The 25,553-nt window shown below is 61.2% G+C and carries 27 protein-coding genes; 10 read left to right on the forward strand and 17 right to left on the reverse strand.

Translation table 11 applies throughout. The features are described from left to right. Positions 1-69 precede the first annotated feature (69 nt). The 3 genes from recJ to C4J92_RS21335 all read right to left on the reverse strand — a co-directional run bounded on the left by recJ (position 70) and on the right by C4J92_RS21335 (position 3,046). Complete coding sequence (recJ, locus tag C4J92_RS21325; RefSeq protein ID WP_124405182.1) at positions 70-1,779, reverse strand: single-stranded-DNA-specific exonuclease RecJ; 1,710 nt, start codon at positions 1,777-1,779, stop codon at positions 70-72. 159 nt (positions 1,780-1,938) lie between these two features. After that, positions 1,939-2,481 carry a YaeQ family protein gene (locus C4J92_RS21330; RefSeq protein WP_124368227.1) on the reverse strand — a complete coding sequence of 181 codons (543 nt, stop codon included), beginning with the start codon at positions 2,479-2,481 and terminating at the stop codon, positions 1,939-1,941. A 280-nt stretch (positions 2,482-2,761) separates the two neighbouring features. Further along, on the reverse strand, positions 2,762-3,046 hold the full coding sequence (locus C4J92_RS21335) for a DUF3509 domain-containing protein (RefSeq protein ID WP_124405183.1): 285 nt from the start codon (positions 3,044-3,046) through the stop codon (positions 2,762-2,764). Between the two features lie 312 nt (positions 3,047-3,358). On the opposite strand from C4J92_RS21335, the gene C4J92_RS21340 reads away from it, so the two are divergent. Beyond that, complete coding sequence (locus C4J92_RS21340; RefSeq protein ID WP_065895132.1) at positions 3,359-3,580, forward strand: hypothetical protein; 222 nt, start codon at positions 3,359-3,361, stop codon at positions 3,578-3,580. A gap of 86 nt (positions 3,581-3,666) precedes the next feature. Here the strand turns inward: C4J92_RS21340 and thrC are convergent, their stop codons facing one another. From thrC to xerD, 4 genes are all read right to left on the reverse strand, one after another. Further along, on the reverse strand, positions 3,667-5,076 hold the full coding sequence (thrC, locus tag C4J92_RS21345; RefSeq protein WP_124368229.1) for a threonine synthase: 1,410 nt from the start codon (positions 5,074-5,076) through the stop codon (positions 3,667-3,669). 66 nt (positions 5,077-5,142) lie between these two features. Continuing rightward, on the reverse strand, positions 5,143-6,447 hold the full coding sequence (locus C4J92_RS21350) for a homoserine dehydrogenase (RefSeq protein ID WP_124368230.1): 1,305 nt from the start codon (positions 6,445-6,447) through the stop codon (positions 5,143-5,145). 129 nt (positions 6,448-6,576) lie between these two features. After that, a complete protein-coding gene (locus C4J92_RS21355) occupies positions 6,577-7,308 on the reverse strand; it encodes a thioredoxin fold domain-containing protein (protein ID WP_057723916.1) in 732 nt (243 codons plus the stop codon). Positions 7,309-7,448: 140 nt separating this feature from the next. Continuing rightward, the gene (gene xerD, locus C4J92_RS21360; RefSeq protein WP_124368231.1) at positions 7,449-8,345 is read right to left on the reverse strand and encodes a site-specific tyrosine recombinase XerD; all 897 of its coding nucleotides are present in this window, start codon (positions 8,343-8,345) and stop codon (positions 7,449-7,451) included. 108 nt (positions 8,346-8,453) lie between these two features. Between xerD and C4J92_RS21365 the strand changes: the two genes are divergently transcribed. After that, positions 8,454-10,253, forward strand: a complete 1,800-nt coding sequence (locus C4J92_RS21365; RefSeq protein WP_124405184.1) for a sodium:proton antiporter — start codon at positions 8,454-8,456, stop codon at positions 10,251-10,253. 75 nt (positions 10,254-10,328) lie between these two features. On the opposite strand, the gene rplS is transcribed toward C4J92_RS21365, so the two are convergent. The 5 genes from rplS to ffh form a co-directional block, all read right to left on the reverse strand. Then, positions 10,329-10,679 carry a 50S ribosomal protein L19 gene (gene rplS, locus C4J92_RS21370; protein WP_003175895.1) on the reverse strand — a complete coding sequence of 117 codons (351 nt, stop codon included), beginning with the start codon at positions 10,677-10,679 and terminating at the stop codon, positions 10,329-10,331. Between the two features lie 45 nt (positions 10,680-10,724). After that, positions 10,725-11,498 (reverse strand): tRNA (guanosine(37)-N1)-methyltransferase TrmD, encoded by a 774-nt coding sequence (trmD, locus tag C4J92_RS21375; RefSeq protein ID WP_177412756.1) that lies wholly within the window; start codon positions 11,496-11,498, stop codon positions 10,725-10,727. Further along, positions 11,480-12,016, reverse strand: a complete 537-nt coding sequence (gene rimM, locus C4J92_RS21380) for a ribosome maturation factor RimM (protein ID WP_124364258.1) — start codon at positions 12,014-12,016, stop codon at positions 11,480-11,482. The genes trmD and rimM overlap by 19 nt, the downstream gene beginning before the upstream one ends. A 5-nt stretch (positions 12,017-12,021) precedes the next feature. Further along, positions 12,022-12,273 (reverse strand): 30S ribosomal protein S16, encoded by a 252-nt coding sequence (rpsP, locus tag C4J92_RS21385; RefSeq protein ID WP_003175899.1) that lies wholly within the window; start codon positions 12,271-12,273, stop codon positions 12,022-12,024. A gap of 252 nt (positions 12,274-12,525) precedes the next feature. Next, entirely contained in the window at positions 12,526-13,902 is a 1,377-nt protein-coding gene (gene ffh / locus C4J92_RS21390) for a signal recognition particle protein (RefSeq protein WP_124364259.1), read from the reverse strand. Positions 13,903-14,136: 234 nt separating this feature from the next. Between ffh and C4J92_RS21395 the strand changes: the two genes are divergently transcribed. From C4J92_RS21395 to C4J92_RS21405, 3 genes are all read left to right on the forward strand, one after another. Next, positions 14,137-14,949 carry an inner membrane protein YpjD gene (locus C4J92_RS21395; protein WP_124364260.1) on the forward strand — a complete coding sequence of 271 codons (813 nt, stop codon included), beginning with the start codon at positions 14,137-14,139 and terminating at the stop codon, positions 14,947-14,949. Positions 14,950-14,961: 12 nt separating this feature from the next. Next, positions 14,962-16,200, forward strand: coding sequence for a transporter associated domain-containing protein (locus tag C4J92_RS21400; protein WP_124405185.1), 1,239 nt, complete (start codon positions 14,962-14,964; stop codon positions 16,198-16,200). 356 nt (positions 16,201-16,556) lie between these two features. Beyond that, on the forward strand, positions 16,557-17,867 hold the full coding sequence (locus C4J92_RS21405; RefSeq protein ID WP_032890781.1) for an MFS transporter: 1,311 nt from the start codon (positions 16,557-16,559) through the stop codon (positions 17,865-17,867). An 84-nt stretch (positions 17,868-17,951) separates the two neighbouring features. On the opposite strand, the gene purT is transcribed toward C4J92_RS21405, so the two are convergent. The 5 genes from purT to C4J92_RS21430 all read right to left on the reverse strand — a co-directional run bounded on the left by purT (position 17,952) and on the right by C4J92_RS21430 (position 21,156). Beyond that, positions 17,952-19,133: a formate-dependent phosphoribosylglycinamide formyltransferase gene (gene purT / locus C4J92_RS21410; RefSeq protein ID WP_094951941.1), complete on the reverse strand. Its 1,182-nt coding sequence runs from the start codon at positions 19,131-19,133 to the stop codon at positions 17,952-17,954. Positions 19,134-19,202: 69 nt separating this feature from the next. Beyond that, positions 19,203-19,670 (reverse strand): VUT family protein, encoded by a 468-nt coding sequence (locus C4J92_RS21415; RefSeq protein ID WP_124368235.1) that lies wholly within the window; start codon positions 19,668-19,670, stop codon positions 19,203-19,205. A 123-nt stretch (positions 19,671-19,793) separates the two neighbouring features. Beyond that, a complete protein-coding gene (locus tag C4J92_RS21420) occupies positions 19,794-19,997 on the reverse strand; it encodes a DUF1289 domain-containing protein (protein WP_124405186.1) in 204 nt (67 codons plus the stop codon). After that, positions 19,994-20,518, reverse strand: coding sequence for a gamma carbonic anhydrase family protein (locus C4J92_RS21425; protein WP_124405187.1), 525 nt, complete (start codon positions 20,516-20,518; stop codon positions 19,994-19,996). The genes C4J92_RS21420 and C4J92_RS21425 overlap by 4 nt, the downstream gene beginning before the upstream one ends. Before the next feature lie 35 nt (positions 20,519-20,553). After that, positions 20,554-21,156, reverse strand: a complete 603-nt coding sequence (locus tag C4J92_RS21430) for a CoA pyrophosphatase (protein WP_016971944.1) — start codon at positions 21,154-21,156, stop codon at positions 20,554-20,556. Between the two features lie 146 nt (positions 21,157-21,302). Between C4J92_RS21430 and C4J92_RS21435 the strand changes: the two genes are divergently transcribed. The 5 genes from C4J92_RS21435 to C4J92_RS21455 all read left to right on the forward strand — a co-directional run bounded on the left by C4J92_RS21435 (position 21,303) and on the right by C4J92_RS21455 (position 25,531). Then, entirely contained in the window at positions 21,303-21,851 is a 549-nt protein-coding gene (locus C4J92_RS21435) for an NUDIX hydrolase (RefSeq protein WP_124371750.1), read from the forward strand. A 37-nt stretch (positions 21,852-21,888) separates the two neighbouring features. After that, positions 21,889-22,392, forward strand: coding sequence for a murein L,D-transpeptidase family protein (locus C4J92_RS21440; protein WP_124371751.1), 504 nt, complete (start codon positions 21,889-21,891; stop codon positions 22,390-22,392). Positions 22,393-22,653: 261 nt separating this feature from the next. Continuing rightward, a complete protein-coding gene (locus C4J92_RS21445; RefSeq protein WP_124364270.1) occupies positions 22,654-23,385 on the forward strand; it encodes a GntR family transcriptional regulator in 732 nt (243 codons plus the stop codon). Positions 23,386-23,421: 36 nt separating this feature from the next. Continuing rightward, positions 23,422-24,528 (forward strand): N-acetylglucosamine-6-phosphate deacetylase, encoded by a 1,107-nt coding sequence (gene nagA, locus C4J92_RS21450; RefSeq protein ID WP_124405188.1) that lies wholly within the window; start codon positions 23,422-23,424, stop codon positions 24,526-24,528. Continuing rightward, positions 24,521-25,531 carry an SIS domain-containing protein gene (locus C4J92_RS21455; protein ID WP_124405844.1) on the forward strand — a complete coding sequence of 337 codons (1,011 nt, stop codon included), beginning with the start codon at positions 24,521-24,523 and terminating at the stop codon, positions 25,529-25,531. Before nagA ends, C4J92_RS21455 begins: the two co-directional genes overlap by 8 nt. The last annotated feature ends 22 nt before the right edge of the window (positions 25,532-25,553 follow it).

Genomic DNA, 25,553 nt, shown 5'->3' on the forward strand with positions numbered 1-25,553 from the left:
TGCTGTGACTGATCCACCGCTATCGGGAGCAAGCCCCCTCCCACATTTATATCCCGGTGTCAGTTGGATCTAACGCGGTTCGATATGCGCAATCATCAACTGCACCGTTTCATTCCCACGATACTCATTCACGTCCAGCTTGTAGGCCAACTCCACCCACCGCACCGTCGGATTCGGCCAGACTTCACGGTCGACCCCAAACGCAATGCCATCGAGCTTCACCGAGCCACATTCGCTCTTGAGCACCACCTTCAAGTGCCGCTCGCCGACCACCCGCTGCTCCACCAACTGAAACACGCCGTGAAACAATGGCTCGGGAAAGTGCTGCCCCCACGGGCCGGCATGGCGCAGTGCGCGGGCCAGTTCCAGGTGAAACTCTTCCACCGCCAGGGTGCCGTCGGAGAGCAGCCGACCGGTGAGGTCTTCTTCGCGCAGTTGCCGACGCACTTCGGCATCGAAGGCTTGGGCAAATAACGGAAAATTCGCTTCGGGCAGGGTCAGGCCAGCCGCCATCGCATGACCGCCATATTTGGCAATCAGGTTGGGATGCTGGCTGGCAACCACCACCAGCGCGTCACGGATATGAAAGCCCTGTACTGAACGCCCAGAGCCCTTGAGCAGGCCATCACCGGCATCGGCAAAGGCGATGGTGGGACGGAAATAGCGCTCTTTCATGCGCGACGCCAGAATGCCGATGACCCCTTGGTGCCACTCCGGGTCGAACAGGCACAAGCCGTACGGCATCGATTCGACCGGCAAATCCTTGAGCTGGGCCAGGGCTTCGCGCTGCATGCCTTGCTCGATGGATTTGCGGTCCTGGTTCATGCCGTCCAGTTGCGCGGCCATTTCCCGTGCGGCGGCAATGTCCGTGGTGAGCAGGCATTCGATGCCCAGGCTCATGTCATCCAGGCGCCCGGCCGCATTCAGGCGCGGGCCAAGGATAAAGCCGAGGTCGGTGGAGGTGATACGGGCATGGTCGCGCTTGGCAACTTCAAGGATTGCCTTGATCCCCGGCCGCGCCCGACCGGCCCGAATACGTTCCAGGCCCTGATGGACGAGGATGCGGTTGTTCGCGTCCAGCGGCACCACGTCGGCAACGCTGCCCAGGGCCACCAGGTCGAGCAGTTCACCGATGTTCGGCTGCGGGCTGTTGTCGTACCAGCCCAGGCTGCGCAAGCGCGCGCGCAGGGCCATCAACACGTAGAAGATCACGCCGACACCGGCCAGCGCCTTGCTGGGGAAGGTACAGCCCGGCTGGTTCGGATTGACGATCGCGTCCGCCGCCGGCAGTTCATCGCCCGGCAAGTGGTGATCCGTCACCAGCACCTTCAGCCCCGCCGCCTTCGCCGCCGCCACGCCCTCGACACTGGAGATGCCGTTATCCACGGTGATCAGCAACTGCGGCTCGCGCTGCAGCGCCACCGCAACGATCTCCGGCGTCAGGCCGTAGCCATATTCGAAACGGTTGGGCACCAGGTAATCGACGTGGGCCGCACCGAGTAAACGCAGGCCCAGTGTGCCGACGGTGCTGGCGGTGGCGCCATCGGCGTCGAAGTCACCGACGATCAGGATGCGCTGGCGCTGCTCCAGCGCCGTGACCAGCAGGTCGACGGCGGCATCGATGCCCTTGAGCTGCTGATAGGGAATCAACCGCGCCAGGCTCTTGTCCAGCTCGGCTTCCGATTGCACCCCGCGCGCGGCGTAGAGACGGGTCAGCAACGGTGGCAATTCACCGAGGAAAGGCAGGACGGCGGGCAAGGGACGGGGTTCGATACGCATACGGTGGGGATAACTTCTCTACTGATACAAGGGTTAAAACGACAATTCAAACGCTATAAAGATTAAATGTGGGAGGGGGCTTGCTCCCGATAGCTGAGTGCCAGTCAATGATGTTGTGACTGATCCACCGCTATCGGGAGCAAGCCCCCTCCCACATGTTCAATCACGTCCGCCAACCAGCCATTCCAGCTGCACTTCATGCTGGCCACGGTCATCGGTGACGAAGATCGTGCCTTCGCTGATCATCACATCCCACTTGATCACGCGCGGCATGTCCTTGGCCAGAACCTCGAGGATTTCCTGGGGCACTGCGGCGATGTGCACGTTTTTCAGGTTTTTCGCCACCGGCACGACCTTGCCTTCCCACACGCGCAGGCTGCCATACGCGAGCAAGCTGGTACGTTCGGTACGGCGCGAGCACCAGGTCAGGCGGTCGGCATCCGGCTGGCCGACTTCGATCCAGTGCAACACCCGGTCATCCAGGCTCTTTTCCCACAGGGCCGGCTCGTCGACGTCCGACAAGCCACGGCCGAACGCCAATTGCTCGTTGTACCAGAGGGCGTAGGCCAGCAGGCGCACGGTCATGCGCTCTTCGGTTTCCGAAGGGTGACGGGCGATGGTCTGTTTGACGCTCTCGTACACCGAACGGTCAAGGTCAGTGAGGTTGAGTTCGAATTTGTAGGTCGTGGACGGCTGGGCCATGAACGGGCTTCTAGGACAAGGAAAGGCGACCAGTCTAACCGATGGCGAGGTCATTCAACGAATACTGCGCGCCAGCCATGACCCGTTTGCGTTCGCAGGGCGCGCCGCGCCAAATCCCAGGCAAAAAGAAACCCCGAGGAGTGGGGAGACAACTCGGGGTTAAACGTGATCTACAAAGACCAGTACAACAAGCCACAAACACCGGAGCACAATGTTTGCTCTTGCTGTTACAAACTCTGACCGGCCGTGTTGTAGGAAGTTTCGAAGGATAAATAATTCTTCATGCGCAGACCGGGTTTCGTGTCATGGCGGCATTTCGCAAGGCTGCGATGACCGAGGGCTCGAGTCGACCTTCAGCGATTTTCAAATCGCGCAACAGACAATCCACCACATCCACCAGCACGCGCTTGTCGGTCAGCTGAGCGCGGTTGACTTCGCGCTCGACCATGATGGCGCCACCGGGGTTCTTCACGGTCACCAGGCATTCGCCCTGCACACCAGAGGTGGTCAGCGTAACCAGATAAGGGCTCAGTGCTTCTTCGAGCAACAGGCTGATACTTTCCATCTCGATCACCACTCAATAGTTCGGGAACAATCGTTTCAACGGGTGCTGCATCTCTCCTAAGTGACCGGTCGTAACGTAGGAAAGTTCGCTTTTTCGTCTTTCAAGGGTTGTGCGGGGATGACGTATCCAGCATGCGCTTGCAACATGACAGGTAAAAAACGGCAGCACATAACTGCTTACGCAATGGGTTGCGGTTTTGGGGTACGCCGAGCGCGCAGGCCAGGAGTGAATCCTATACTCGGTGAGCGCTGATCACCCTGCCGTGCGGGCAGAGTGCATGTCATGAGACCCTTATTGCGAAGGATGAAAATGATGTTGGAACAGAATGAACAGCAAGCATCGATGGAGAGGATGCATGCCGATGTAAGGCGCATCTATGCCGAAATATCACGCATGCAGGCTGAGCAAGATAAGCTCAAATCGGAATCACTGAAGATAAATTGCGAAACTTTCTGGTACCCCATGGGCGTAGCGATGGCCGTGGTCGCAACGATTGCCTCAATCACTGGAGTGGCTATTAAATTGCTCCTGTAAACAGCACGTTGCCGGGCCTGCCAGAAACAAAAAAACGCCGCTGACCCTGGGAAGGGAAAGCGGCGTTTTTGTCTATGCGGTGCGCCTTACAGCGGTTTACCCCGATTGCCATGCTGGCTGACAAACGCCTGCACCGCCTTCAGGTCGTTGGCCAACACCGTGTAACGCTCTTCGCGCTCGAACAGATCAGTCAGGTGCTTGGGCAGCTCCAAGGCCTTGCCGACACCGGCCTGCTCCACCGCTTCCGGGAATTTGACCGGGTGCGCGGTGCCCAGGATCACCATCGGGATATCCAGGCTGCGACGGCACTCGCGGGCGGCTTTCACACCGATGGCGGTGTGCGGGTCGAGCAGCTCGCCGGTCTGGGCGTAGACTTCAGCGATGGTTTCGCACGTCTGCGCGTCGTCCACTGCCAAAGAGTCGAACAGCTTGCGGGTTTCGGTCCAGCGCTCTTGCTCGACGCTGAAACCGCCACCTTGCTTGAAGCTGTTCATCAGCTCGGCCAGCGCTGCGCCATTGCGACCGTGCATGTCGAACAGCAGGCGTTCGAAGTTCGACGAGACCATGATGTCCATCGACGGCGACAGCGTGGCGTGCAGGGTTTCCTTGACGTACTGGTTGCCGCTCATGAAGCGGTGCAGGATGTCGTTGCGGTTGGTCGCGACGATCAACTGATTGATCGGCAGGCCCATGTTGCGTGCCAGGTAGCCGGCGAAGATGTCGCCGAAGTTGCCGGTCGGCACCGAGAACGACACCGAACGCGCCGGGCCGCCCAGCTGCAGGGAGGCGTGGAAGTAGTAGACGATCTGGGCCATGATCCGTGCCCAGTTGATCGAATTTACCGCCACCAGGCGTGTGCCTTTGAGGAAGCTCTGGTCGGCGAAGCTGTTCTTGACCATTTCCTGACAGTCATCGAAGTTGCCGTCGATGGCGATGTTGTGGATGTTCTCACCAAACAGGGTGGTCATCTGGCGACGCTGCACTTCCGACACACGCTTGTGCGGGTGCAGGATGAAGATGTCGACGTTTTCGCAGTGCTTGCACCCTTCGATGGCCGCCGAGCCGGTGTCGCCGGAGGTGGCGCCGATGATCACCACGCGCTCGCCGCGTTTCTCCAGCACGTAGTCCAGCAGGCGACCGAGCAATTGCAGGGCAAAGTCTTTGAACGCCAAGGTGGGGCCGTGGAACAGCTCAAGCACCCATTCGTTGCCGTTCAACTGGCGCAGGGGCGCGATGGCGCTGTGGGAAAATACGCCGTAGGTTTCTTCCAGGATCTTCTTGAAGTCCGCATCCGGAATGCTGCCGGTGACGAACGGGCGCATCACCCGGAACGCCAGTTCGTGGTACGGCAGGCCGGCCCAGGAAGCGATTTCTTCCTGGGTAAAGCGCGGCAGGTTTTCCGGCACGTACAGGCCGCCGTCGGTGGCAAGGCCTGCCAGCAGAACGTCTTCGAAATTCAGGGCCGGTGCCTGGCCGCGGGTGCTGATGTAACGCATGACTGGCTCCTCTAAAACATTCTCGAACAGGGGCCGCCGAACGCTCGGGGCCCCTGGAACAATCGGTTAGTTCAAGTGCTCGACGCGGATACGGACGACCGGGCCCACTACACCTTGCAAGGCTTCCAGTGCGGCGATGGCATCGTTGATATGCTGCTCGAGCACGCGGTGGGTCAGCAGGATCATCGGCACCTGGCCGTTCTGCTCCTCGACTTCCTTCTGCATGATCGATTCGATGTTGATGCCGCGCTCCGACAGGATGCTGGCCACCTGGGCCAACACGCCCGGATGATCCTGGGCCTGGATGCGCAGGTAGTAGGCACTTTCGCAGGCTTCGATCGGCAGGATCGGGTGGGCCGACAGCGAGTCCGGCTGGAAGGCCAGGTGCGGCACGCGGTTTTCGGGGTCGCTGGTCATGGCGCGAACCACGTCCACCAGGTCGGCGATCACCGATGACGCGGTCGGCTCCATCCCGGCGCCGGCGCCGTAGAACAGGGTGGAACCGGCGGCGTCACCGTTGACCATCACTGCGTTCATCACGCCATTGACGTTGGCGATCAGGCGGTCGGCCGGGATCAGTGTCGGGTGCACACGCAATTCGATACCGGCCGGGGTGCTGCGCGCCACACCGAGGTGCTTGATGCGATAGCCCAGGGCTTCGGCGTAGTTCACGTCGGCGGTGGTCAGCTTGGTGATGCCTTCGGTGTAGGCCTTGTCGAACTGCAGCGGGATACCAAAGGCGATGGACGCCAGGATGGTCAGCTTGTGGGCCGCATCGATGCCTTCCACGTCAAAGGTCGGGTCGGCTTCGGCGTAACCCAGGGCCTGGGCTTCGGCCAACACGTCTTCGAAGGTACGGCCCTTCTCGCGCATTTCGGTGAGAATGAAGTTACCAGTGCCGTTGATGATGCCAGCCACCCAGTTGATGCGGTTGGCAGACAGGCCTTCACGGATCGCCTTGATCACCGGAATGCCACCGGCCACCGCCGCTTCGAATGCCACGATCACGCCCTTCTCACGCGCCCTGGCGAAGATCTCGTTGCCGTGCACGGCGATCAGCGCCTTGTTGGCGGTGACCACGTGCTTGCCGTTGTCGATGGCCATGAGCACCAGCTCGCGGGCCACGGTGTAGCCGCCCACCAGCTCGATGACGATATCGATTTCAGGGTTGGTGGCCACGGCGAACACATCGTGGGTAATCGCAATACCGGTCGTTTCGAACTGAGGCTTTGGCGAACGCGTGGCAATCTGCGCCACTTCAATCTCGCGCCCTGCACGGCGGGAAATTTCTTCAGCGTTACGCTGAAGTACGTTGAAGGTGCCGCCACCGACGGTCCCTAACCCACAGATGCCTACTTTGACCGGTTTCACTGAAGAACTCCCCATGAAACGGCCGACTCAAGGCCGGCCGTGGAACACAGCCGCACAACTGCGGCTCTCAATTAATGACCCGCCGACGGTTCGGCGGGCCATGCTCGTCAAAGGCTCGACGATAAATGCTTACTTGGCACCGAGTGCCAGTTTGGCAACTTGTGGTGCCGGCTGGTAGCCCGGAATTACCTGGCCGTCGGCCAAAACGATGGCCGGTGTGCCGTTCACACCGATGGACTGGCCCAGGGCGAACTGCTTGGAAACCGGGTTGGCGCATTTGGCCGCCTTGATTTCCTTGCCGTCGACCATCTTGTCCATGGCCGCCTTCTTGTCGGCCGAGCACCAGACCGCTTGCAACTGCTCATCACCCGGCGAGCCCAGGCCCTGGCGCGGGAACGCGACGTAGCGCACTTCCACCCCCAGCTTGTTCAGCGCAGGCACTTCGGCGTGCAGCTTGTGGCAGTACGGGCAGGTGGTGTCGGTGAACACCGTGATGTGGGTCTTGGTTTCACCGATAGCCGGGTACACTACGGTTTCAGCCACGGGAATACCGTTGATCAGCTTGGACACGCCAAGGCGCTCGGCTTTCTCGGTCAGATTGACCGGCTTGCCGTCCTTGAGCTGGAACAGGTAGCCCTGAACGATGTACTGGCCGTCAGCACTGGCGTACAGCACGCGGCTGCCCTTGAGTTTGACTTCATACAGGCCGGCCATCGGGCTGGCGCTGATGCTTTCGATGGGGGTGTCGAGCTGCAGGTTGACCAGACTCTTGCGAATGGCCTGCTCGGCCGCATCATCGGCGACGGCAAAGGTGGAAACCAACGCAATGGCTGCGGCGGCAATAATCTGGGTCAAGCGCATGGGAACTCCTGAAGGCAGATGCAGGGACGGTGCAGGTACGCCGATTGGAAAATGGGGGTGTGACCGTCGCCTTGGCGAACCGACAAAGCCTACCACAGTTGGGCCGCAGGGCAGCCCGTGGCAGGGTAAATTGGGATTTTTCAGCCGCGCGGATGGTGCTTGGCGTGCATATCCTGCAAGCGCGCCCGCGCGACATGGGTGTAAATCTGCGTGGTGGACAGGTCACTGTGCCCGAGCAGCATCTGCACGACACGCAAATCCGCGCCATGGTTGAGCAAGTGCGTGGCGAATGCATGGCGCAGAGTGTGCGGCGACAGCGTCTTGCCGATCCCGGCGACCTTGGCCTGATGCTTGATGCGGTGCCAGAAGGTCTGACGGGTCATCTGCTCGCCGCGCAGGCTGGGAAACAGCACATCACTGGGGCGGCCACCGAGCAATTCGTTACGCGCATCACGCATGTAACGCTCGACCCACACAATCGCTTCCTCACCCATCGGCACCAGCCGCTCCTTGCTGCCCTTGCCCATCACCCGCAACACACCCTGGCGCAAGTTGACCTGCTCCAGGGTCAGGCTGATCAACTCGGTCACCCGCAGCCCGCAGGCGTAGAGCACTTCCAGCATGGCGCGATCGCGCTGGCCGATGGCCTCACTGAGATCCGGCGCGGCCAACAGAGCCTCCACGTCAGTTTCCGACAAAGATTTAGGAAGAGGCCTACCTAATTGCGGCATATCGACTTGTAGAGTTGGATCGATCGCGATGAGTTTTTCACGCAACAGATAGCGATAAAAGCCACGCACACCGGAGAGAAATCTCGCGGTGGATCGCGGCTTGTAATGTTGCTCGAGGCGCCAGGCCAAGTGATCGAGGATCAGCTCTCGCCCGGCATTGATCAACTCCAGGTTTTTCTCCTGCAACCAACCGTTGAACAGGGCCAGGTCGCTGCGGTAAGCCTGGCGAGTGTTGTCCGAGAGGCCTTTTTCCAACCAAAGGGCGTCAAGGAAGCGGTCGATCAGCGGGTGGTCAATGGCAGGCATGGTTACTCAGGCGACGCGGCAAGGGGCTTGGCGCCATTTTATTTAGTGAACTGTGGCAAGGGCCACCAGTCTTTCATAGCCCGCTACTTCTAGGAACAGGAAGCTTTAATGAACGAACAACAGATCTTGTTGGCTTTCGGCGGTATCGGTGTGGCCGCGCTCGGCTGCCAATGGCTGGCCTGGCGCCTGAAGTTGCCGGCGATTCTGTTTCTGTTATTGAGCGGCATTCTGGCGGGGCCGGTACTCGGCTGGCTCGACCCGCAGGAAATGTTCGGCCCATTGCTGATGCCATTGGTGTCGCTGGCCGTCGCCTTGATCCTGTTTGAGGGCAGCCTGACACTGCATCTGTCGGAATGGAAGGAAATCGGCAGCGTGGTGCACCGACTGGTCACCCTTGGCGCGCTGACGACCTGGGCGGTGATCACCCTGGCAACCCACTGGCTGTTGGGTTTCGACTGGCTGCTGGCGCTGCTGTTCGGCACCCTGACGCTGGTCACAGGCCCGACCGTCATCGTACCGATGTTGCGCGTGGTACGCCCCAAGGCGTCCATTGCCAACATCCTGCGCTGGGAAGGCATCGTCATCGACCCCATCGGTGCGCTACTGGCCGTGGTGGTCTACAGCTTCATCATCGCCAGTGCTTCGGGCGATGGCCTGAGTCACAGCCTGCTGACCTTTGGCGGCGTCATCCTCTGCGGCAGCCTGTTCGGGATTGTCGGGGGCTGGGTGCTGGGCCTGGTCATGCGCCGCCAGTGGTTGCCGGAATACCTGCATAACCTGGCCACCCTGGCGGCGGTGCTGGGGGTGTTCATCGCCTCCAATCAGGTCATGCATGAGTCCGGCCTGCTGGCGGTGACCCTGATGGGCATGTGGATGGCCAACATGAAGGGGGTGGACGTGCGTCACATCCTGCACTTCAAGGAGAACCTCAGCGTACTGTTGATTTCCGGCTTGTTTATTCTGTTGGCGGCGCGCCTGGACCTGAACGCATTGATCGCCCTGGGGCCGTTCGTACTGATTCTGCTGCTGATCATTCAGTTCATTGCGCGCCCGCTGAACGTTGCAGTGTCGACCGTCGGCTCGAAACTGAACTGGCGCGAGCGCGCACTGCTGGCCTGGATCGCCCCGCGCGGGATTGTGGCCGCGGCGGTGTCGGCCATTTTTGCGATTCGCCTGGATGAGGCCGGCCACGAAGGTGCGTTGTTGCTGGTGCCGCTGACATTTGCGGTGATTATCGGCACGGTGGTGCTGCAAAGCGCGACTGCGCGTCCTCTGGCCCGCTTGCTGAAAGTAGCCGAGCCCGCGCCAAGCGGCTTTCTGATCGTCGGTGCGAACGGCCCGGCACGCATCCTCGGCAAAGCCCTGCAACAGCTTGGCAGCCGAGTGCTGCTGACCGATTCGAGCTGGGAAAACATTCGCGCCAGCCGCATGGAAGGGCTGCCGACCTACTTCGGCAACCCGGCATCACAGCATGCCGAGTCGCACCTGGACCTGGTCGGTCTCGGGCATTTGCTCGCGCTTTCCCCTTCCGGCGAGTTGAATACGTTGGCCACCATGCGCTTTCGTCATGACTTCGGGCATCGCCTGTTCGCCTTGGCCAACAGCCAGGAAAGCCGCCGCACCGACAAGCACCGGGCCAGCGGCGAGCATCGCGGGCACTTGCTGGGCAGTCAGCCGCTGAGCTACACCAAGCTCGCCAGCCTGTTGGGGCAAGGCGCCGAACTGTATACCACCCACCTGACCGATGGGTTTGGCTGGAGCGATTATCAGGCACTGCACAGGGAACGGGCGACACTGCTGTTTGCCCGCGATAGCAGCGGCTGGGTGCATGTGGTCACGCCAGAGAGCGATATGAAACCGCTGGCGGGATGGACATTACTGGCAGTCATTCAGCCTGGTCAGGCCTAGCAGGGCGCACTGCACAAATCACAGGCACAAAAAAGCAGCCCGTAGGCTGCTTCTTTCTGCATCGGGAAGCTGGACTTAAGCCAGTTTTTCCTTGATGCGAGCTGCTTTACCGGACAGGTCACGCAGGTAGTACAGCTTGGCTTTGCGTACGTCACCGCGACGTTTCACAGCCATGCTGTCGATCTGCGGGCTGTAGGTCTGGAAAGTACGCTCTACGCCAACACCGTTGGAGATTTTACGAACAGTGAAAGCACTGTTCACACCACGGTTACGCTTGGCGATTACCACGCCTTCGAACGCTTGCAGACGCGAACGGTCGCCTTCCTTCACTTTCACCTGAACGACAATGGTGTCGCCCGGGGCAAAGGTAGGGATCTCTTTGGTCATCTGCTCTGCTTCGAGTGCAAGGATGATTTTGTTAGTCATGCTGTGCTCCTAAGGTAAGTCAATGGACCTACCATCGATACGTTGTTAACTATCGTCCCGCGCGAGGATGTATTCCTCGAGCAGCTTCTTCTCTTCTCCAGAAAGCGAGCGGCTTTCCAGAAGATCGGCGCGTCGTTCATAGGTCCGACCAAGGGACTGCTGTAAACGCCAACGCCGGATGTGTGCGTGATTGCCACTTAGCAATACGTCGGGAACACGCTGATCCGCATACACCTCCGGACGGGTGTAGTGCGGGCAATCCAGCAAACCATCCGTGAAGGAATCTTCCTCCGCAGAGTCCGCATGCCCTAAAGCTCCAGGCAGCAGTCGTGTAACCGCATCTATCAGGACCATCGCCGGCAGCTCACCGCCAGACAGGACATAGTCCCCAATCGACCACTCTTCATCGACATGAGCTTCAATAAACCGCTCGTCAATGCCTTCATAGCGGCCGGCAATCAGGATCAGTGCTTCCTCATTTGCCAGTTCGCGTACCGCAGCCTGTTTCAGCTGACGGCCTTGAGGGGACAGGTAAATTACCTTCGCCTTCTCCCCGGCGGCGGCCTTGGCCTCAACCAACGCGTCTTCCAGGGGCTTGATCTTCATCACCATGCCCGGGCCACCGCCAAATGGGCGATCGTCCACAGTGTGATGCCGATCCGTCGTGTAGTCTCGCGGGTTCCAACAGGTAAGCTGCAACAGCCCCTGCTTCACCGCCCGACTGGTGATGCCGTACTCGCTGATGGCGGAAAACATCTCGGGAAACAAACTGATCACTTCAATGCGCAAAGTAGCCACGCTTAGAAGTCCGCGTCCCATTCCACCTTCATCTCGCCCGCTGCCAGGTCGACGGCCAACACGCACTGCCCGGTATAGGGCAACAGGCGTTCGCGATCATCCAGGCTGCCAGCGCAAGGCTTGACCACCATTACATCATTGGCGCCGGTTTCCAGAAGATGATCGATTTTCCCCAGCAATTGCCCGAGTTGATCAATAACCTTCAGACCTTCCAGCTGGTACCAGTAGTACTCGCCGTCGGTCAATTCAGGGAACAGGTTGCGCGGCACGCAGATCTCATAACCGGCCAGAAGACGGGCTTCTTCACGATCATCAAGACCCTTGAGCTTTGCGACCAGGAACTTGTCGTTCCCGCGTCCACTGACCAGCTCGACCTGTTTCACACTACCTTCGCGCTTGAGCGTCCAGGTTTTGTACTGCAACAGGTTTTCAGTCGGATCAGTAAAGGAATACACCTTCACTTCGCCGCGAACGCCATGAACAGAGTAAATCTTGCCGATAACGATCAAATCATCAGCAACAGCTGGCGTCGCGTTCATATTGCTCAGGCTGCGGCCTTAGCCGAGTCCTTCAACAACTTTGCAACGCGCTCGGATGGCTGTGCACCCACGCTCAGCCAGTAGGCTACGCGCTCTTGGTTCACGGACAGACGAACTTCTTGACCACGAGCAACAGGGTTGAAGAAACCAACCTGTTCCTTGTGCGAACCGTCGCGCGGGTTGCGGCTGTCGGTTACGGTCAAGTGGTAAAACGGGCGCTTTTTGGAGCCGCCAAGGGCAAGACGGATTGTTAGCATGTGAACATCGTTCCTGTAGTCGGTGCTGCAAATCTAAATGCACAGCGGGCATAGGTGCCCGAAAGGCCGCATATTCTAAGGAATATCCGGACTTTTGCAAATGTCTTTTTCCGGCGCCTATCAGCGTGCCATTCAGATCTGCTATAGAGCCGTCGGTTAAAACGGCAAGTCAGCGCCCGCCAACGACGGGTTTGCTGGAGATCCCACATCCCTGTGGGTCGGAGCGCAAGCCAAGGCTTGTGCTCGAATACTTTACATTTTCGGCATACCGCCGCCGGGCAACATACCGCCCATGCCGCGCATCATCTTGGCCATACCGCCCTTGGCGGAGAACTTCTTCATCATCTTCTGCATCTGCTTGTGCTGCTTGATCAAGCGGCCGATGTCCTGCACCTGGGTGCCGGAACCCATGGCGATCCGACGCTTGCGCGAACCGCTGATCAGCTCAGGGTCGCGGCGCTCGGCCGGGGTCATGGAGTTGATGATGGCTTCCATCTGCTTGAACTGCTTCTCTGCCGCGCCCTGGGCGTTGCCCATTTGCGCCAGGTTCACGCCGCCGATGTTCGGCAGCTTGTCCATCAGGCCGCCGAGGCCGCCCATGTTCTTCATTTGCTGCAGCTGGTCGCGGAAGTCTTCGAGATCGAAGCCCTTGCCCTTCTTCAGCTTTTTGGCCAGTTTGTCGGCCTTGTCTTTATCGAGCGTGGCTTCGGCCTGTTCGATCAGGCTGAGCACGTCGCCCATGCCGAGGATACGCGAGGCGATACGCTCCGGGTGGAACGGTTCGAGCGCTTCGCTCTTCTCGCCCATACCGATGAACTTGATCGGCTTGCCGGTAATAGCGCGTACCGACAGCGCGGCACCGCCACGGGCGTCGCCGTCGACCTTGGTCAGGATCACGCCGGTCAGCGGCAGTGCGTCACCGAAGGCCTTGGCGGTGTTGGCGGCATCCTGGCCGGTCATGGCGTCGACCACGAACAGCGTCTCGACCGGGTTGATCGCGGCATGCAGCGCCTTGATCTCGCCCATCATCTCTTCATCGATGTGCAGGCGACCGGCGGTATCGACGATGACCACGTCGATGAATTTCAGCTTGGCTTCTTTAATAGCCGCAGTGGCGATATCAACCGGCTTCTGGCTCAGGTCCGACGGGAAGAAGGTCACGCCCACTTCGCCCGCGAGCATTTCCAGCTGTTTGATCGCGGCCGGACGGTAGACGTCGGCCGATACCACCATCACCGACTTCTTCTTGCGCTCTTTAAGGAAGCGCGCCAGCTTGCCGGCGGTGGTGGTCTTACCCGCGCCTTGCAGGCCGGCCATCAGCACGACGGCCGGTGGCACGGCGCTGAGGTTCAAATCTTCGTTGGCCGCGCCCATCAGGCTTTCGAGTTCGGCCTGGACGATCTTCACGAACGCCTGGCCCGGGGTCAGGCTGCGCGACACTTCAGTACCGACCGCACGCTCCTTGACCGAGTTGACGAAGTCCTTCACCACCGGCAAGGCCACGTCGGCCTCCAGCAACGCCATGCGCACTTCACGCAGGGTGTCTTTAATATTGTCCTCGGTCAGCTTGGCCTTGCCGGTTACGTGGCGCAGCGTCTGCGAGAGACGGTCAGTCAAGTTTTCAAACATGCGCGATCCTTTCAGGCCCTATTCATCGAAATGCATTGGTAGACCGAGGTAATGGCGGCCCAGGCTGTGGTAAATCGCTATTAAAAACAGCGCTCGGCGAGCCTGCGGCGTGGGCAGGTCGCGGATTATAGCGAAGACTGCGTCCATGCACACCCGCTGTCTGGCCCAGGAGTCTTTCGTGCAGCGCAGGTGTGTGCCAAACTCAGCGCCTTTCGGGCTTGCCTATCAGGATTTATGCTCCCCTTGTCACCCAGTTTGCTACCCAGCCTCGCCGCCGCCATCGTGTATGCCGCTGCGACTCTCTATCAGGGCTCTCGTCTGGCCCAAGGCACCAAAGCGGACAAACGTCTGCTGGTCGGCCTTGGCGTGCTGGCCCTGCTGGCCCATGCGGCCAGTCTGTTTACCCACCTGCTGACCCCGGTTGGCCTGGGCCTGGATTTTTTCAGCGCCGCCAGCCTGATCGCCGCCGCCGTGATCGCACTGACGCTGCTGGCGTGCTACCGGATTCCGGTCGAAAACCTGCTCGTTCTTTTATTCCCGCTGGGCATGCTCACGGTGCTGCTGGCGCAATTCGCGCCCACCGGCACCGTCCAGGTGATCGATGAAGAGCCGGGCATCCTCGCGCATATCCTGCTGTCGATCCTGGCCTACGGCATGTTCACCATCGCGGTGTTCCAATCGCTGCTGGTGCTGTTGCAAGACCACCAGCTCAAGCACAAGCACCCGTCCGGGCTGATCAAGAACTTCCCGCCGCTGCAAACCATGGAAAGCCTGCTGTTCGGTTTTCTGTGGGCCGGCTGGACCCTGCTGTCGCTGTCGCTGATTTCCGGCTGGCTGTTCGTCGAAAACCTGTTCGCCCAGCATCTGGTGCACAAAACCTTGCTGGCCTGCCTGGCCTGGGTGGTGTTCAGCGTATTGCTGTGGGGCCGCAACCGCCTCGGCTGGCGCGGGCACAAGGCCATCCGCTGGACCCTGGCCGGTTTCTGCCTGCTGATGCTGGCCTATTTCGGCAGCAAGCTGGTTCGCGAATACATCCTGCATATCTGACGGGCGGCGATCATGGACAACTTGCCCCTTGGGCCGATGCTCGCCGTAATTGCCCTGCTGATTTTATGGGCGGCACTGTTTACCGCCATCGAAGCCGCGCAACAACACCTGCTGGCCCTGCGCCCCGGCACACGCCAGGGCGACAAGGCCGCCGCGCGCCTGAGCTTCCCGCGCCACAGCCTGATCCTGTGCAACAGCCTGTGTCGCGCTGCCGTCGTGATTCTCTGCACGCTGCTGGCGATCTATGCCTGGGCCCAGAACGGGCCATGGCTCGGCTGGCTGATCTCGTGCGCGTTGCTGCTGATCCTCGCCGACTACCTGCCCCGCGCCCTGGCTACCCGTTATCCGCAGGCCATACTGGGCTTCGGTAACGCCCTGCTGGGCGTGCCGCTGAAAATCCTCTATCCCGCCGCCTGGCTGCTCAATGGCATCAGCCTGACGTTGCTGCGCCCGTTCGCGCGCAAGCCGGGCATAGTGAAAAAGAGCGACGAACCTTCGTCCGACCACGACGACGAGCCGCAGCACGACGCCGACCAAGAGCGCATGCCCAGCATGCCGGGCATCCATGCCCTGGACAACATCACCGTCAACGACATCCTGGTGCCGCGCAGCGACGTGGACGGCATCAACCTGGATGACACGATCGAAGACATCATCGAGCAACTGCGCACCTCCCAGCGCACGCGGCTGCCGGTGTTCCACAGCGATATCAACCAAGTCGAAGCGGTGCTCAACACCCGGCAGGTCCAGCATCTGCTGCCCGATGCCAGCCTGACCAAGGAAGCGCTGCTGGCCGCCTGTCACGAACCCTACTTCGTGCCGGAGAGCACGCCTCTGCAGCTGCAACTGCTGAATTTCCACAAGCAGCAGCGGCGCCTGGGCATGGTGGTGGACGAGTACGGCGAAGTGCTGGGCATCGTGACCCTGGAAGATATCCTCGAAGAAATCGTCGGCGAATTCGAAAGTGATCAGGCTGTGGATAACCCTCATGTCGAAGCCCAACCCGATGGCCGCTACATCATCGACGGCGCTGCCTCGATCCGCGAACTGAACAAAAGCCTGGGCTGGCACCTGCCCAGCGACGGCCCCAAGACCCTCAACGGCCTGGTGACCGAAGCGCTGGAGACTATTCCGGACTGCGCGGTGTGCCTGAAGATTGGGCGCTACCGCCTGGAAATCCTCGAGACCGAGGACAACCGGGTGAGCAAGGTGCTGATCTGGCATACCAGCCACGTCCCTGTCGCCGCATAACCGCCTGACACACAGGAATTCAATGTGGGAGGGGGCTTGCTCCCGATTGCAGTGTGCCAGTCACTGCATCAGGTGGCTGATACACCGCCATCGGGAGCAAGCCCCCTCCCACATTTGAATTGCGGCGCTCCAGCTACTTGTTGTATTTCCAAACCCCTTCCTATAATCCCTGCGGCTTACCCAAGCCCCCGCCCGACCGCGTGCTACCCGCACTCAGCGCGTCCGTGCAGCGCTTCACCCTGTCCGAGCGGTGTTTGCTCCCATCCCGAGCCACCCCGCGCACAACCCTGATCCATGGGTGTTCGACCAATAATAATCCGCGTCCAAACGCGCAATGACCAATCCGGGATACTGCCATGAGCACCACGTATAACGAGGCCGCAACCGCCGCCCCGACCAACTCGACGGCCCGCGTGGCCACCGCGAGCATCGTCGGCACCGCCATTGAGTTCTACGACTTCTATATCTACGCCACGGCTGCGGCACTGGTCATCGGCCCGGTGTTCTTCCCGCAGACGTCCGGCACCGCGCAGATGCTCGCGTCGTTCCTCACATTCGGTATCGCGTTCATAGCACGCCCACTGGGTTCGGCGCTGTTCGGCCACTTTGGCGACCGTATCGGCCGCAAGTCGACGTTGGTGGCCTCCCTGCTGCTGATGGGCGTGTGCACCACCCTGATCGGCTTGCTGCCGGGCTACGACAGCATTGGCGCCTGGGCACCGATTCTGTTGTGTGTATTGCGCTTCGGCCAAGGCCTGGGCTTGGGCGGGGAATGGGGCGGCGCGGCATTGCTGGCCACCGAGAATGCCCCCAAGGGCAAGCGCGCCTGGTTCGGCATGTTCCCGCAACTGGGCCCGTCGATCGGGTTCCTGGCGGCCAACGGTTTGTTCCTGATCCTGGCCATGAGCCTGAACGACGAGCAGTTCCGCAGCTGGGGCTGGCGCATTCCGTTCATCCTCAGCGCGGCGTTGGTGATGGTGGGCCTGTACGCACGGCTCAAGCTGCACGAGACGCCGGTGTTCGCCAATGCCGTGGCCAAGGAAAAACCGGTGAAAGTGCCGCTGGTGGAACTGTTCAGCCAGCATTGGCTGCCGGTGCTGCTGGGTGCTGCGTCGATGGTGGTGTGCTATGCGCTGTTCTATATCACCACGGCGTTTTCCCTGAGCTACGGAGTGTCGACCCTCGGCTACAGCCGTGAAACCTTCCTCGGCCTGTTGTGCTTCGCAGTGCTGTTCATGGGCCTGGCGACGCCGCTGGCAGCGCTGGCCAGCGACCGCTACGGGCGCAAGCCGGTGCTGATTGTCGGCGCGGTCCTGGCAATCCTGTCGGGCTTTACCATGGAGCCGCTGCTGACCCACGGTTCAACCTGGGCCGTGGCGCTGTTCCTGGCGCTGGAGTTGTTCCTGATGGGCGTGACCTTCGCGCCGATGGGCGCGCTGCTGCCGGAACTGTTCCCGACCCGCGTGCGTTATACCGGCGCGTCGGCGGCGTATAACCTGGGCGGGATCGTGGGGGCGTCGGCCGCACCGTTCTTCGCGACCAAGCTGGTGGCGATGGGCGGGCTGAGTTATGTCGGTGGGTATGTGTCGGCGGCAGCGTTGCTTAGTCTGATTGCTGTGCTGTGCCTGAAAGAGACGCGGGATAATGATTTGAACAAGGTGGCCTGATAGGCCGCTATCGGGGGCAAGCCCCCTCCCACATTTGATTTGTGAACACATTCAAGTGTGGGAGGGGGCTTGCCCCCGATGCTTTTAAAGCTCTACAACTACAGCCTTGGAAGCCCGGGTCGCCTTGGCCCGAGCCGCTTCAATCGACTCATCCCGCGCCAACGCCACGCCCATGCGGCGCTGACCATTCACCTCAGGCTTGCCAAACAGACGCAACGCCGTATCCGGCTCGCTCAAGGCCGCGCCGAGGTTGGCGAATGCCGTCTGCGTCGACTGCCCTTCCACCAGAATCACCGCCGACGCCGAAGGCCCGAACTGACGGATCAACGGGATCGGCAGGCCCAGGATGGCGCGAGCGTGCAGCGCAAACTGCGACAGGTCCTGCGATATCAGGGTCACAAGGCCGGTGTCATGCGGGCGCGGCGACACTTCGCTGAACCACACCTGGTCACCCTTGATGAACAGCTCCACGCCAAACAAACCACGACCACCCAGGGCTTCGGTCACCGCTTTGGCAACCCGCTCGGACTCGGCCAGGGCAATCGGGCTCATGGCTTGGGGCTGCCAGGATTCCTGGTAGTCGCCCTTCTCCTGCCGGTGGCCGACGGGCGCACAGAACGTGGTGCCACCGATGTGGCGCACGGTCAGCAGGGTGATTTCGTAGTCGAAGTCGATAAAGCCTTCGATGATCACCCGACCTTTACCCGCACGGCCGCCTTCCTGGGCGTAATCCCAGGCTTTCCGTACATCGTCCGCGCTGCGCAGCAGGCTCTGGCCCTTGCCCGAGGAACTCATCACCGGCTTGACCACGCAGGGAAAGCCCAGGTCTTGCACGGCCTTGCTGTAGTCCTCGAAGGTGTCGGCGAAGTGGTACGGCGAGGTCGGCAGGTCCAGCTCTTCGGCGGCCAGGCGACGGATGCCTTCGCGGTTCATGGTCAGCGATGTGGCACGCGCGGTCGGGATCACGGTGAAGCCTTCAGCTTCCAGCTCGACCAGGGTAGCGGTGGCGATAGCTTCGATTTCCGGCACGATGAAGTGCGGCTTCTCCGCCTCGATCACGGCGCGCAATGCGGCGCCATCGAGCATGTTGATCACATGGCTACGGTGCGCAACCTGCATGGCCGGCGCATTGGCGTAGCGATCCACGGCAATCACTTCAACGCCCAGGCGTTGCAGTTCGATCACCACTTCCTTGCCCAGCTCACCGCAGCCACACAGCAAAACGCGGGTCGCGGTTGGCGACAATGGAGTTCCGATTCGGGTCATCTCAGGTCCTCAGGGGAGCGGATCAGGGGGAGAAAGGCCGGCATTTTACATGAACTGCGCACATTGGCCTCAGTTAGCGACGGCGCGCCGGCGGATGCGCCAGGCCATGATCAGCCACACCACGGTGACACCGGCGAATTTCGACACCAGCGCCGTGCCCGCCACGGCCGGCGTCAGCGCACCGATCAAGCCGAAGAAGATAAACGTATCGAGGGGAATGCTCAGCGCCGAGCTTATCCACAGGCGGTCGTGCAGCGGGCGCCGGGTGATGCTGAACACCAGCCAGTCGATGCACTCGGACACCGCAAAGGCCGTGGCGCTGGCCAGGGCGATGGACGGGTCGGAGGTGATATACGACAGCACCAGCGCCGCCAGCATGGCGATGATCGCGCCATGGCCGAAGCGGGTTTGCACCATGTCACGCAGGATAAACACCAGGCCGCCCCAGGCGGACCAGATGACGTCCAGATGCGGCGCGGTGGAAAAGGCGAAGTTGATCAGCACGACGCTGCTGATGTAGGCGATCAGGAAGAGCATGAGGCGATAGAACCTGTAGGAGCGAGGCGGACGGCTAGTTATTGCTCGCGAAAAACGTCAACGATTACGCGGGAAGCCTGACTATACGCGGTGTTCTTGCGTTTTTCGCGAGCAAGCTCGCTCCTACAGAGGCGTCATCCACACCACCCCACTCGCCACCGCCCGCTCATGACACAACCTCAGCACTGCCCGGCGCTCGGCATTGTCCATGCGGCTCCACCGCGTAATCTCATCCACGTTGCGCTGGCAGCCGATGCAAATGTCGTCATCATCCAGCGCGCAAATGCTCACGCACGGCGAGGCGACCGGGCGTTCAACCGCGCTCATTCTGCCTGCTCGACAAGGTCACGCGCATACCGCTGCGCGTTATGCACATAGTGCGCGGCACTGGCTTCAAGCATGCGTTTCTGCGCCTCGGTCAGCTCACGCACCACCTTGCCCGGCGAGCCCATCACCAGCGAGCCATCAGGAATTTCCTTGCCTTCGCCGATCAGCGAATTGGCGCCGATGATGCAATGTTTGCCGATCTTCGCGCCGTTGAGGATCACTGCGTTAATGCCGATCAGGCTGTAGTCGCCCACCGTGCAGCCATGCAGCATGGCGTTATGGCCGATGGTCACGCCGGTGCCGAGGGTCAGTGGGTAGCCCATGTCGGTGTGCATCACGCTGCCGTCCTGCACGTTGCTGTTCTTGCCGATCAGGATCAGTTCGTTGTCGCCGCGCAATACCGCGTTGAACCACACGTTGGCGCCCTCCTCCAGCCTGACCTTGCCCACCAGCGTGGCATTGGGCGCCACCCAGCTCTGTGGATGGGTCTCGACACAGGCATCGCCCAGGCGGTATTTCATGGTTTTCCCTCACGGCTTGCCATTAAAACGACGGCTTAGATATTGATGAAGCTCTTGGGTGGCTGGTGCAGGCTGATCTTGGCATCGTCATAGAGCAGATTGATCAGCTCGACGATCATGATTGCCGTCAGGCCCCAGATCTTGTATTCGCCGAACCGATAGCTCGGCACATACCAACTGCGGCCTTGGTAGTCGATGCGGTGGGTGTGCTCGCGCGGGTCCTGGCGGAAAAAATCCAGGGGCACGCTGAAGACCGCTGCGATCTCGGCGTCGTTGGCCAGGTATTCGACGTAGTCGGGGATGACGCCCACGTACGGCGTTACGCGGATGCCGTGCAGGGAGATCAAAGGGCTCAACGGCCCGATGACTTCAACCAGCCCCGGCGGCAGGCCGATTTCTTCTTCGGCTTCGCGCAGAGCGGTAAAAATCAGGTCCGGGTCTTCGGGGTCGCGACGCCCGCCGGGAAAGGCCACTTCGCCACCGTGGGTCGACAGGCCGCTGGCGCGCAGGGTCAGGATCAGCTCGGGTTCGTCACTGCGGGTAATGGGTACCAGCACCGCGGCCTCGGGGAAACGCCCGTCAGTCTCCAGAGTGTGGGGAGTGTGATTGCTTACCCGGCGAAGTAGCTCGTCCAGCATGAGTCATCTCGGTCTGTTGGCTACCTTGCATCATGCACCAAAGCGGGCGGGCGCCCAACCCCAAAACCAGCGGCATGTCGCTAAACGACAACTTGCAGCGTCCTGCCTGCCAAGCCAAGATAGGCCCACTCTCCAGGAACCCCAGCATGAACTTCTGCAGCCAGTGCGGTAAACCGGTTACCCAACGCATCCCCGAAGGCGACGCACGCCTGCGCTATGTCTGCGATCACTGCGCGACCATTCACTACCAGAACCCCAATATCGTCGCCGGTACCCTGCCGGTATGGGGCGACCAAGTGCTGCTGTGCCGCCGCGCCATCGAGCCGCGCCTGGGTTACTGGACCCTGCCCGCAGGCTTTATGGAAAACGGTGAAACCGTGGCCCAGGCCGCCATGCGCGAGACCCTGGAAGAAGCCTGCGCCCGCGTGCGCAACCTGAGCCTCTATACGCTGATTGACGTGCCGCACATCAGCCAGGTGCATATTTTCTATCGCGCCGAGTTGGTCGACCTGGACTTCGCCGCAGGCCAGGAAAGCCTGGAAGTGAAGCTGTTCGCTGAAGCCGATATCCCTTGGTCCGAGCTGGCTTTCCGCACGGTCGGGCGTACCTTAGAATGCTTCTTCGCTGACCGTCGGCAACAGCTGTTCCCGGTGCGCAGCGAGTCGGTGCCACCCCTGTCCAAGCCCGCCCAATAACAAGCCGGCCACTCATCGCCAAAGGGAAACCGTTTCAATGCGTTGGTTGCTTGCTCTTCTCTGCCTGTCGTTCGCTACCCTGTCCTCGGCCTCCACGGTGGAAACGCTCGGCGGCAAAACCGTCGAAAAAGTCCTGGTGCTTAAATCCGCTCACCAGTTGCAGTTGATCAACGACGGCAAGCCCCTCAAGACCTATCGCATTTCCCTGGGTAAAAACCCCAAGGGCCACAAGCTGTTCGAGGGCGACCGCCGCACGCCCGAGGGCCTGTACTGGATCGACTGGCGCAAGACCAGCGAGCGCTTCAACCTGGCCATGCACATCTCCTACCCCAATATCAGCGACGCCGCCCGCGCCCGCCGCGAAGGGGTCAAACCGGGCAGCATGATCATGATCCACGGCACCCCGGACACCGAGGATTACCCGGAACAGTGGTTCCACACCCTGGACTGGACCGACGGCTGCATCGGCATGCGCAATGTGGATATGCGTGAGGTCTGGAGCCTGGTCAAGGACGGCACCTTGATCGAGATTCGGCCCTGATCTGCGACCGCTCGTAAAATAATTCGAAAATATTTCCTGCCCCGAGCAGCACCTGCCGGTGAATACCAGTTCACCGTGCGGGCTGCGCCGTCGTGCGCGCTATGAAGACCTTTCTAATACCACTTTGTGCCAGGCACCGTTGCGGTGCCTTAATTCATTGAATGCACCGTTGTGGCTGCATTGACATGGTATTTAAGTGGTATTAATTTCCGACCCATACCGGGCGACAACACTCCAATAACCGCATCGGAAACCTGACAGATGAATCCCATTCTGGCCTTGCGCCCCGACGACAAACAATCCACGCCGCTGTACCTGCAATTGGCGCGCAAGCTCGAAGCGGCGATCCATGCCGGCCAGTGGACATCCGAGCAAGCCCTGCCGTCGGAACGCGCGCTCAGCGAGCAGTTGAGCATTTCTCGAGTCACCGCCCGCAAAGCGCTGGAAGTGCTGTTTGAGCAGGGCCTGATCCGTCGCAGCCAGGGCTCCGGCACCTTTATCACGCCACGCCTGGAACAGCCGCTGTCGCGCCTGTCGGGGTTCAGCGAGATGTTGCGCCTCAAGGGCTTTGTACCCGGTTCCCAATGGCTTGAACGCGACATCACCCCGCCGACCCATGAAGAACTGATCCGCCTGTGCCTGTCGACCAACGACAAAGTGGCGCGCCTCAAGCGCCTGCGCAAAGCCGACGACACGGTCATGGCCATTGAAATGACCGCTGTCCCCGCTTCGGTGCTGCCACAGCCGCAGGCCTTGGGCAGCTCGCTGTACGAATACTTCGACAGTATCGGCAAGCCCATCGTCCGTGCCCTGCAGCACGTACAGGCGATCAACGCATCGGATGAATTCGCCAAGCTGGTGGGCATCGCCCCCGGCACCGCCATGCTGCTGATGACCCGGGTCGGCTACACGCTCGATAACACCCCCATAGAAATCACCGACACCTATTGCCGCAACGACTACTACGACTTTGTCGCAGAGCTGCGTAGGTAAGACTTGCCGCCGCGTCGCGGCTTTAGAGAACTGCCCATGTCCGAAGACAACATCCTTACGCCCAGCGGCTGGATCCGCGGCCGCCTTGTGCACGAGCACGGCAAGGTCGTCGCCATCGAAGGCACGCCTTGCAATCCGGCCGACAACGACCTGCCCTACCTGCTGCCGGGCTTTATCGACCTGCATGTGCACGGCGGCGGCGGCAAAGACATCATGGAAGGCGTCGAGGCCTTCGAGACCATCACCCGCACCCATGTGCGATTTGGTACCACCTCGCTGCTGGCCACGACCATGACCGCGCCGGCCGACGAAATCTCCCGCGTGCTCGGCCAGCTCGGCACGTTCTGCGAGCAGCGTCCTACCGGCAGCGCCCGCGTGCTCGGGGTACACCTGGAAGGCCCCTACATCAATCCGGGAAAACTCGGCGCTCAACCTAACTTCGCCCACACCGCCTTGATGGCCGAAGTTGAAGCCTACCTGCGCCTGGCGCCCATCCGTGTGATTACCATTGCGCCGGAAATCGCCGGCCACGACTGCCTGATCCGCGCCCTCAGCCAACGCGGCGTGCGCATGCAGATCGGCCATACCCTGGGCAGTTATGAAGAAGGCGTCGCCGCCCTCGCCGCCGGCGCCACCAGCTTTACCCATTTGTACAACGCCATGAGCCCGCTGCATCACCGCGAGCCGGGCATCGTCGGCGCCGCGCTGGCCCACGCCACCTACGCCGAGTTGATTCCCGACCTGCTGCACGTACACCCCGGCGCCATGCGCGTGGCGCTGCGCTCGATCCCGTGCCTGTATTGCGTCACCGACTCCACCGCCGCCGCCGGCATGCCCGATGGCGAATACAAGCTGGGCAGCCACACCGTGACCAAGTGCCTGGGCGGCGTACGCCTGGCGGACGGCACCCTGGCCGGCAGCACCCTGACCATGGACCAGGCGCTGCGCAACCTGGTGAAGATCGGCCTGCCAATCAGCGAAGCCTCACAACGCCTGTCGCAATTTCCTGCGGACTACCTGGGCCTGGAACAACGCGGTCGCCTGCAACCCGGCAGCTTTGCCGACTGCGTGCGCCTGGACCGCGCCCTGACACTCACCGACGTAATGGTCGAAGGAGAAACCATTGACTTCAAAAATGCTTGAAGAGGCGCTGGCCTCCTGTGACGCCGTCGCGGCGCAACTGCAACGCCTGGAGCCGATACTCGAAGACGTCGCCGGTCGCCTGCGCCGCCAGCCACCGCAAGTGGCGATGACCGTTGCGCGTGGCAGCTCGGATCATGCCGCCAGCTACTTCGCCTATTTGGCCATGCAGCATGTGGGCATTCCGGTGGCGTCGCTGCCGATGTCGGTGGTGACCTTGTTGCAGGCGCCGATGAAAGTCAGCGGCCAGGTGGCATTTGGTTTCTCGCAATCGGGGCAAAGCCCGGACCTGGTCAACAGCCTGCGCCTGCTGCGCAAACGCGGGGCCTTGAGCATCTCGATGGTCAACGCCGAAGACTCGCCGCTGCAAGCCGCCTGTGAATTCCATGTGCCGCTGTGTGCCGGGCCGGAACTCAGCGTGGCCGCCACCAAGAGCTTTATCGCCACGCTCAGCGCCAGCGCGATGCTGGTCGGCCACTGGAACCAGGAAGCCGACCTGCTGCAAGCCTGCAACGCACTGCCCGACGGCCTGCGTGACGCGGCCAAACAGGATTGGCGCGCAGCCATCGAGGCGCTCAAAGGCAGCCAGCGCTTGATGGTGATCGGCCGTGGCGCCGGTTTTGCCGTCGCCCAGGAAGCCGCACTGAAGCTCAAGGAAACCTCGGCGATCCAGGCCGAAGCCTTCAGCAGCGCCGAAGTGCGCCACGGGCCGATGGCCTTGATCGACGCAGACTACCCCTTGCTGGTGTTCGCCCCACGCGGCGCCGAGCAGGCCGGCCTGCTGACCCTGGCCGCCGATATGCGCCAGCGCGGCGCCCGTGTGTTGCTGGCCGCGCCGGACGATGTTGCCGAACGCGACCTGACCCTGAGCCGCGCCGAACACCCGAGCCTGGACCCGATCCTGGCCATCCAGAGTTTCTACGTGATGGCGGCAGGCCTGGCGCAGGCCCGGGGCATGAACCCCGACCAGCCCCGTCACCTGAGCAAAGTCACTCGCACTCACTGAGTCGATTGCCGTGTTTTCCTGA

The sequence above is a fragment of the Pseudomonas sp. R3-18-08 genome (genome assembly GCF_003852065.1).
Classification (GTDB): Bacteria; Pseudomonadota; Gammaproteobacteria; order Pseudomonadales; family Pseudomonadaceae; genus Aquipseudomonas.

Bases quoted from the DNA above. Each gene is read 5' to 3' on its own strand.
- recJ (WP_124405182.1), bottom strand. From the start codon at position 1,779: ATGCGTATCGAACCCCGTCCCTTGCCCGCCGTCCTGCCTTTCCTCGGT.
- C4J92_RS21330 (WP_124368227.1), bottom strand. From the start codon at position 2,481: ATGGCCCAGCCGTCCACGACCTACAAATTCGAACTCAACCTCACTGAC.
- C4J92_RS21335 (WP_124405183.1), bottom strand. From the start codon at position 3,046: ATGGAAAGTATCAGCCTGTTGCTCGAAGAAGCACTGAGCCCTTATCTG.
- C4J92_RS21340 (WP_065895132.1), top strand. From the start codon at position 3,359: ATGTTGGAACAGAATGAACAGCAAGCATCGATGGAGAGGATGCATGCC.
- thrC (WP_124368229.1), bottom strand. From the start codon at position 5,076: ATGCGTTACATCAGCACCCGCGGCCAGGCACCGGCCCTGAATTTCGAA.
- C4J92_RS21355 (WP_057723916.1), bottom strand. From the start codon at position 7,308: ATGCGCTTGACCCAGATTATTGCCGCCGCAGCCATTGCGTTGGTTTCC.
- xerD (WP_124368231.1), bottom strand. From the start codon at position 8,345: ATGCCTGCCATTGACCACCCGCTGATCGACCGCTTCCTTGACGCCCTT.
- C4J92_RS21365 (WP_124405184.1), top strand. From the start codon at position 8,454: ATGAACGAACAACAGATCTTGTTGGCTTTCGGCGGTATCGGTGTGGCC.
- rplS (WP_003175895.1), bottom strand. From the start codon at position 10,679: ATGACTAACAAAATCATCCTTGCACTCGAAGCAGAGCAGATGACCAAA.
- trmD (WP_177412756.1), bottom strand. From the start codon at position 11,498: ATGGGACGCGGACTTCTAAGCGTGGCTACTTTGCGCATTGAAGTGATC.
- rimM (WP_124364258.1), bottom strand. From the start codon at position 12,016: ATGAACGCGACGCCAGCTGTTGCTGATGATTTGATCGTTATCGGCAAG.
- rpsP (WP_003175899.1), bottom strand. From the start codon at position 12,273: ATGCTAACAATCCGTCTTGCCCTTGGCGGCTCCAAAAAGCGCCCGTTT.
- ffh (WP_124364259.1), bottom strand. From the start codon at position 13,902: ATGTTTGAAAACTTGACTGACCGTCTCTCGCAGACGCTGCGCCACGTA.
- C4J92_RS21395 (WP_124364260.1), top strand. From the start codon at position 14,137: ATGCTCCCCTTGTCACCCAGTTTGCTACCCAGCCTCGCCGCCGCCATC.
- C4J92_RS21400 (WP_124405185.1), top strand. From the start codon at position 14,962: ATGGACAACTTGCCCCTTGGGCCGATGCTCGCCGTAATTGCCCTGCTG.
- C4J92_RS21405 (WP_032890781.1), top strand. From the start codon at position 16,557: ATGAGCACCACGTATAACGAGGCCGCAACCGCCGCCCCGACCAACTCG.
- purT (WP_094951941.1), bottom strand. From the start codon at position 19,133: ATGACCCGAATCGGAACTCCATTGTCGCCAACCGCGACCCGCGTTTTG.
- C4J92_RS21415 (WP_124368235.1), bottom strand. From the start codon at position 19,670: ATGCTCTTCCTGATCGCCTACATCAGCAGCGTCGTGCTGATCAACTTC.
- C4J92_RS21420 (WP_124405186.1), bottom strand. From the start codon at position 19,997: ATGAGCGCGGTTGAACGCCCGGTCGCCTCGCCGTGCGTGAGCATTTGC.
- C4J92_RS21425 (WP_124405187.1), bottom strand. From the start codon at position 20,518: ATGAAATACCGCCTGGGCGATGCCTGTGTCGAGACCCATCCACAGAGC.
- C4J92_RS21430 (WP_016971944.1), bottom strand. From the start codon at position 21,156: ATGCTGGACGAGCTACTTCGCCGGGTAAGCAATCACACTCCCCACACT.
- C4J92_RS21435 (WP_124371750.1), top strand. From the start codon at position 21,303: ATGAACTTCTGCAGCCAGTGCGGTAAACCGGTTACCCAACGCATCCCC.
- C4J92_RS21440 (WP_124371751.1), top strand. From the start codon at position 21,889: ATGCGTTGGTTGCTTGCTCTTCTCTGCCTGTCGTTCGCTACCCTGTCC.
- C4J92_RS21445 (WP_124364270.1), top strand. From the start codon at position 22,654: ATGAATCCCATTCTGGCCTTGCGCCCCGACGACAAACAATCCACGCCG.
- nagA (WP_124405188.1), top strand. From the start codon at position 23,422: ATGTCCGAAGACAACATCCTTACGCCCAGCGGCTGGATCCGCGGCCGC.
- C4J92_RS21455 (WP_124405844.1), top strand. From the start codon at position 24,521: ATGCTTGAAGAGGCGCTGGCCTCCTGTGACGCCGTCGCGGCGCAACTG.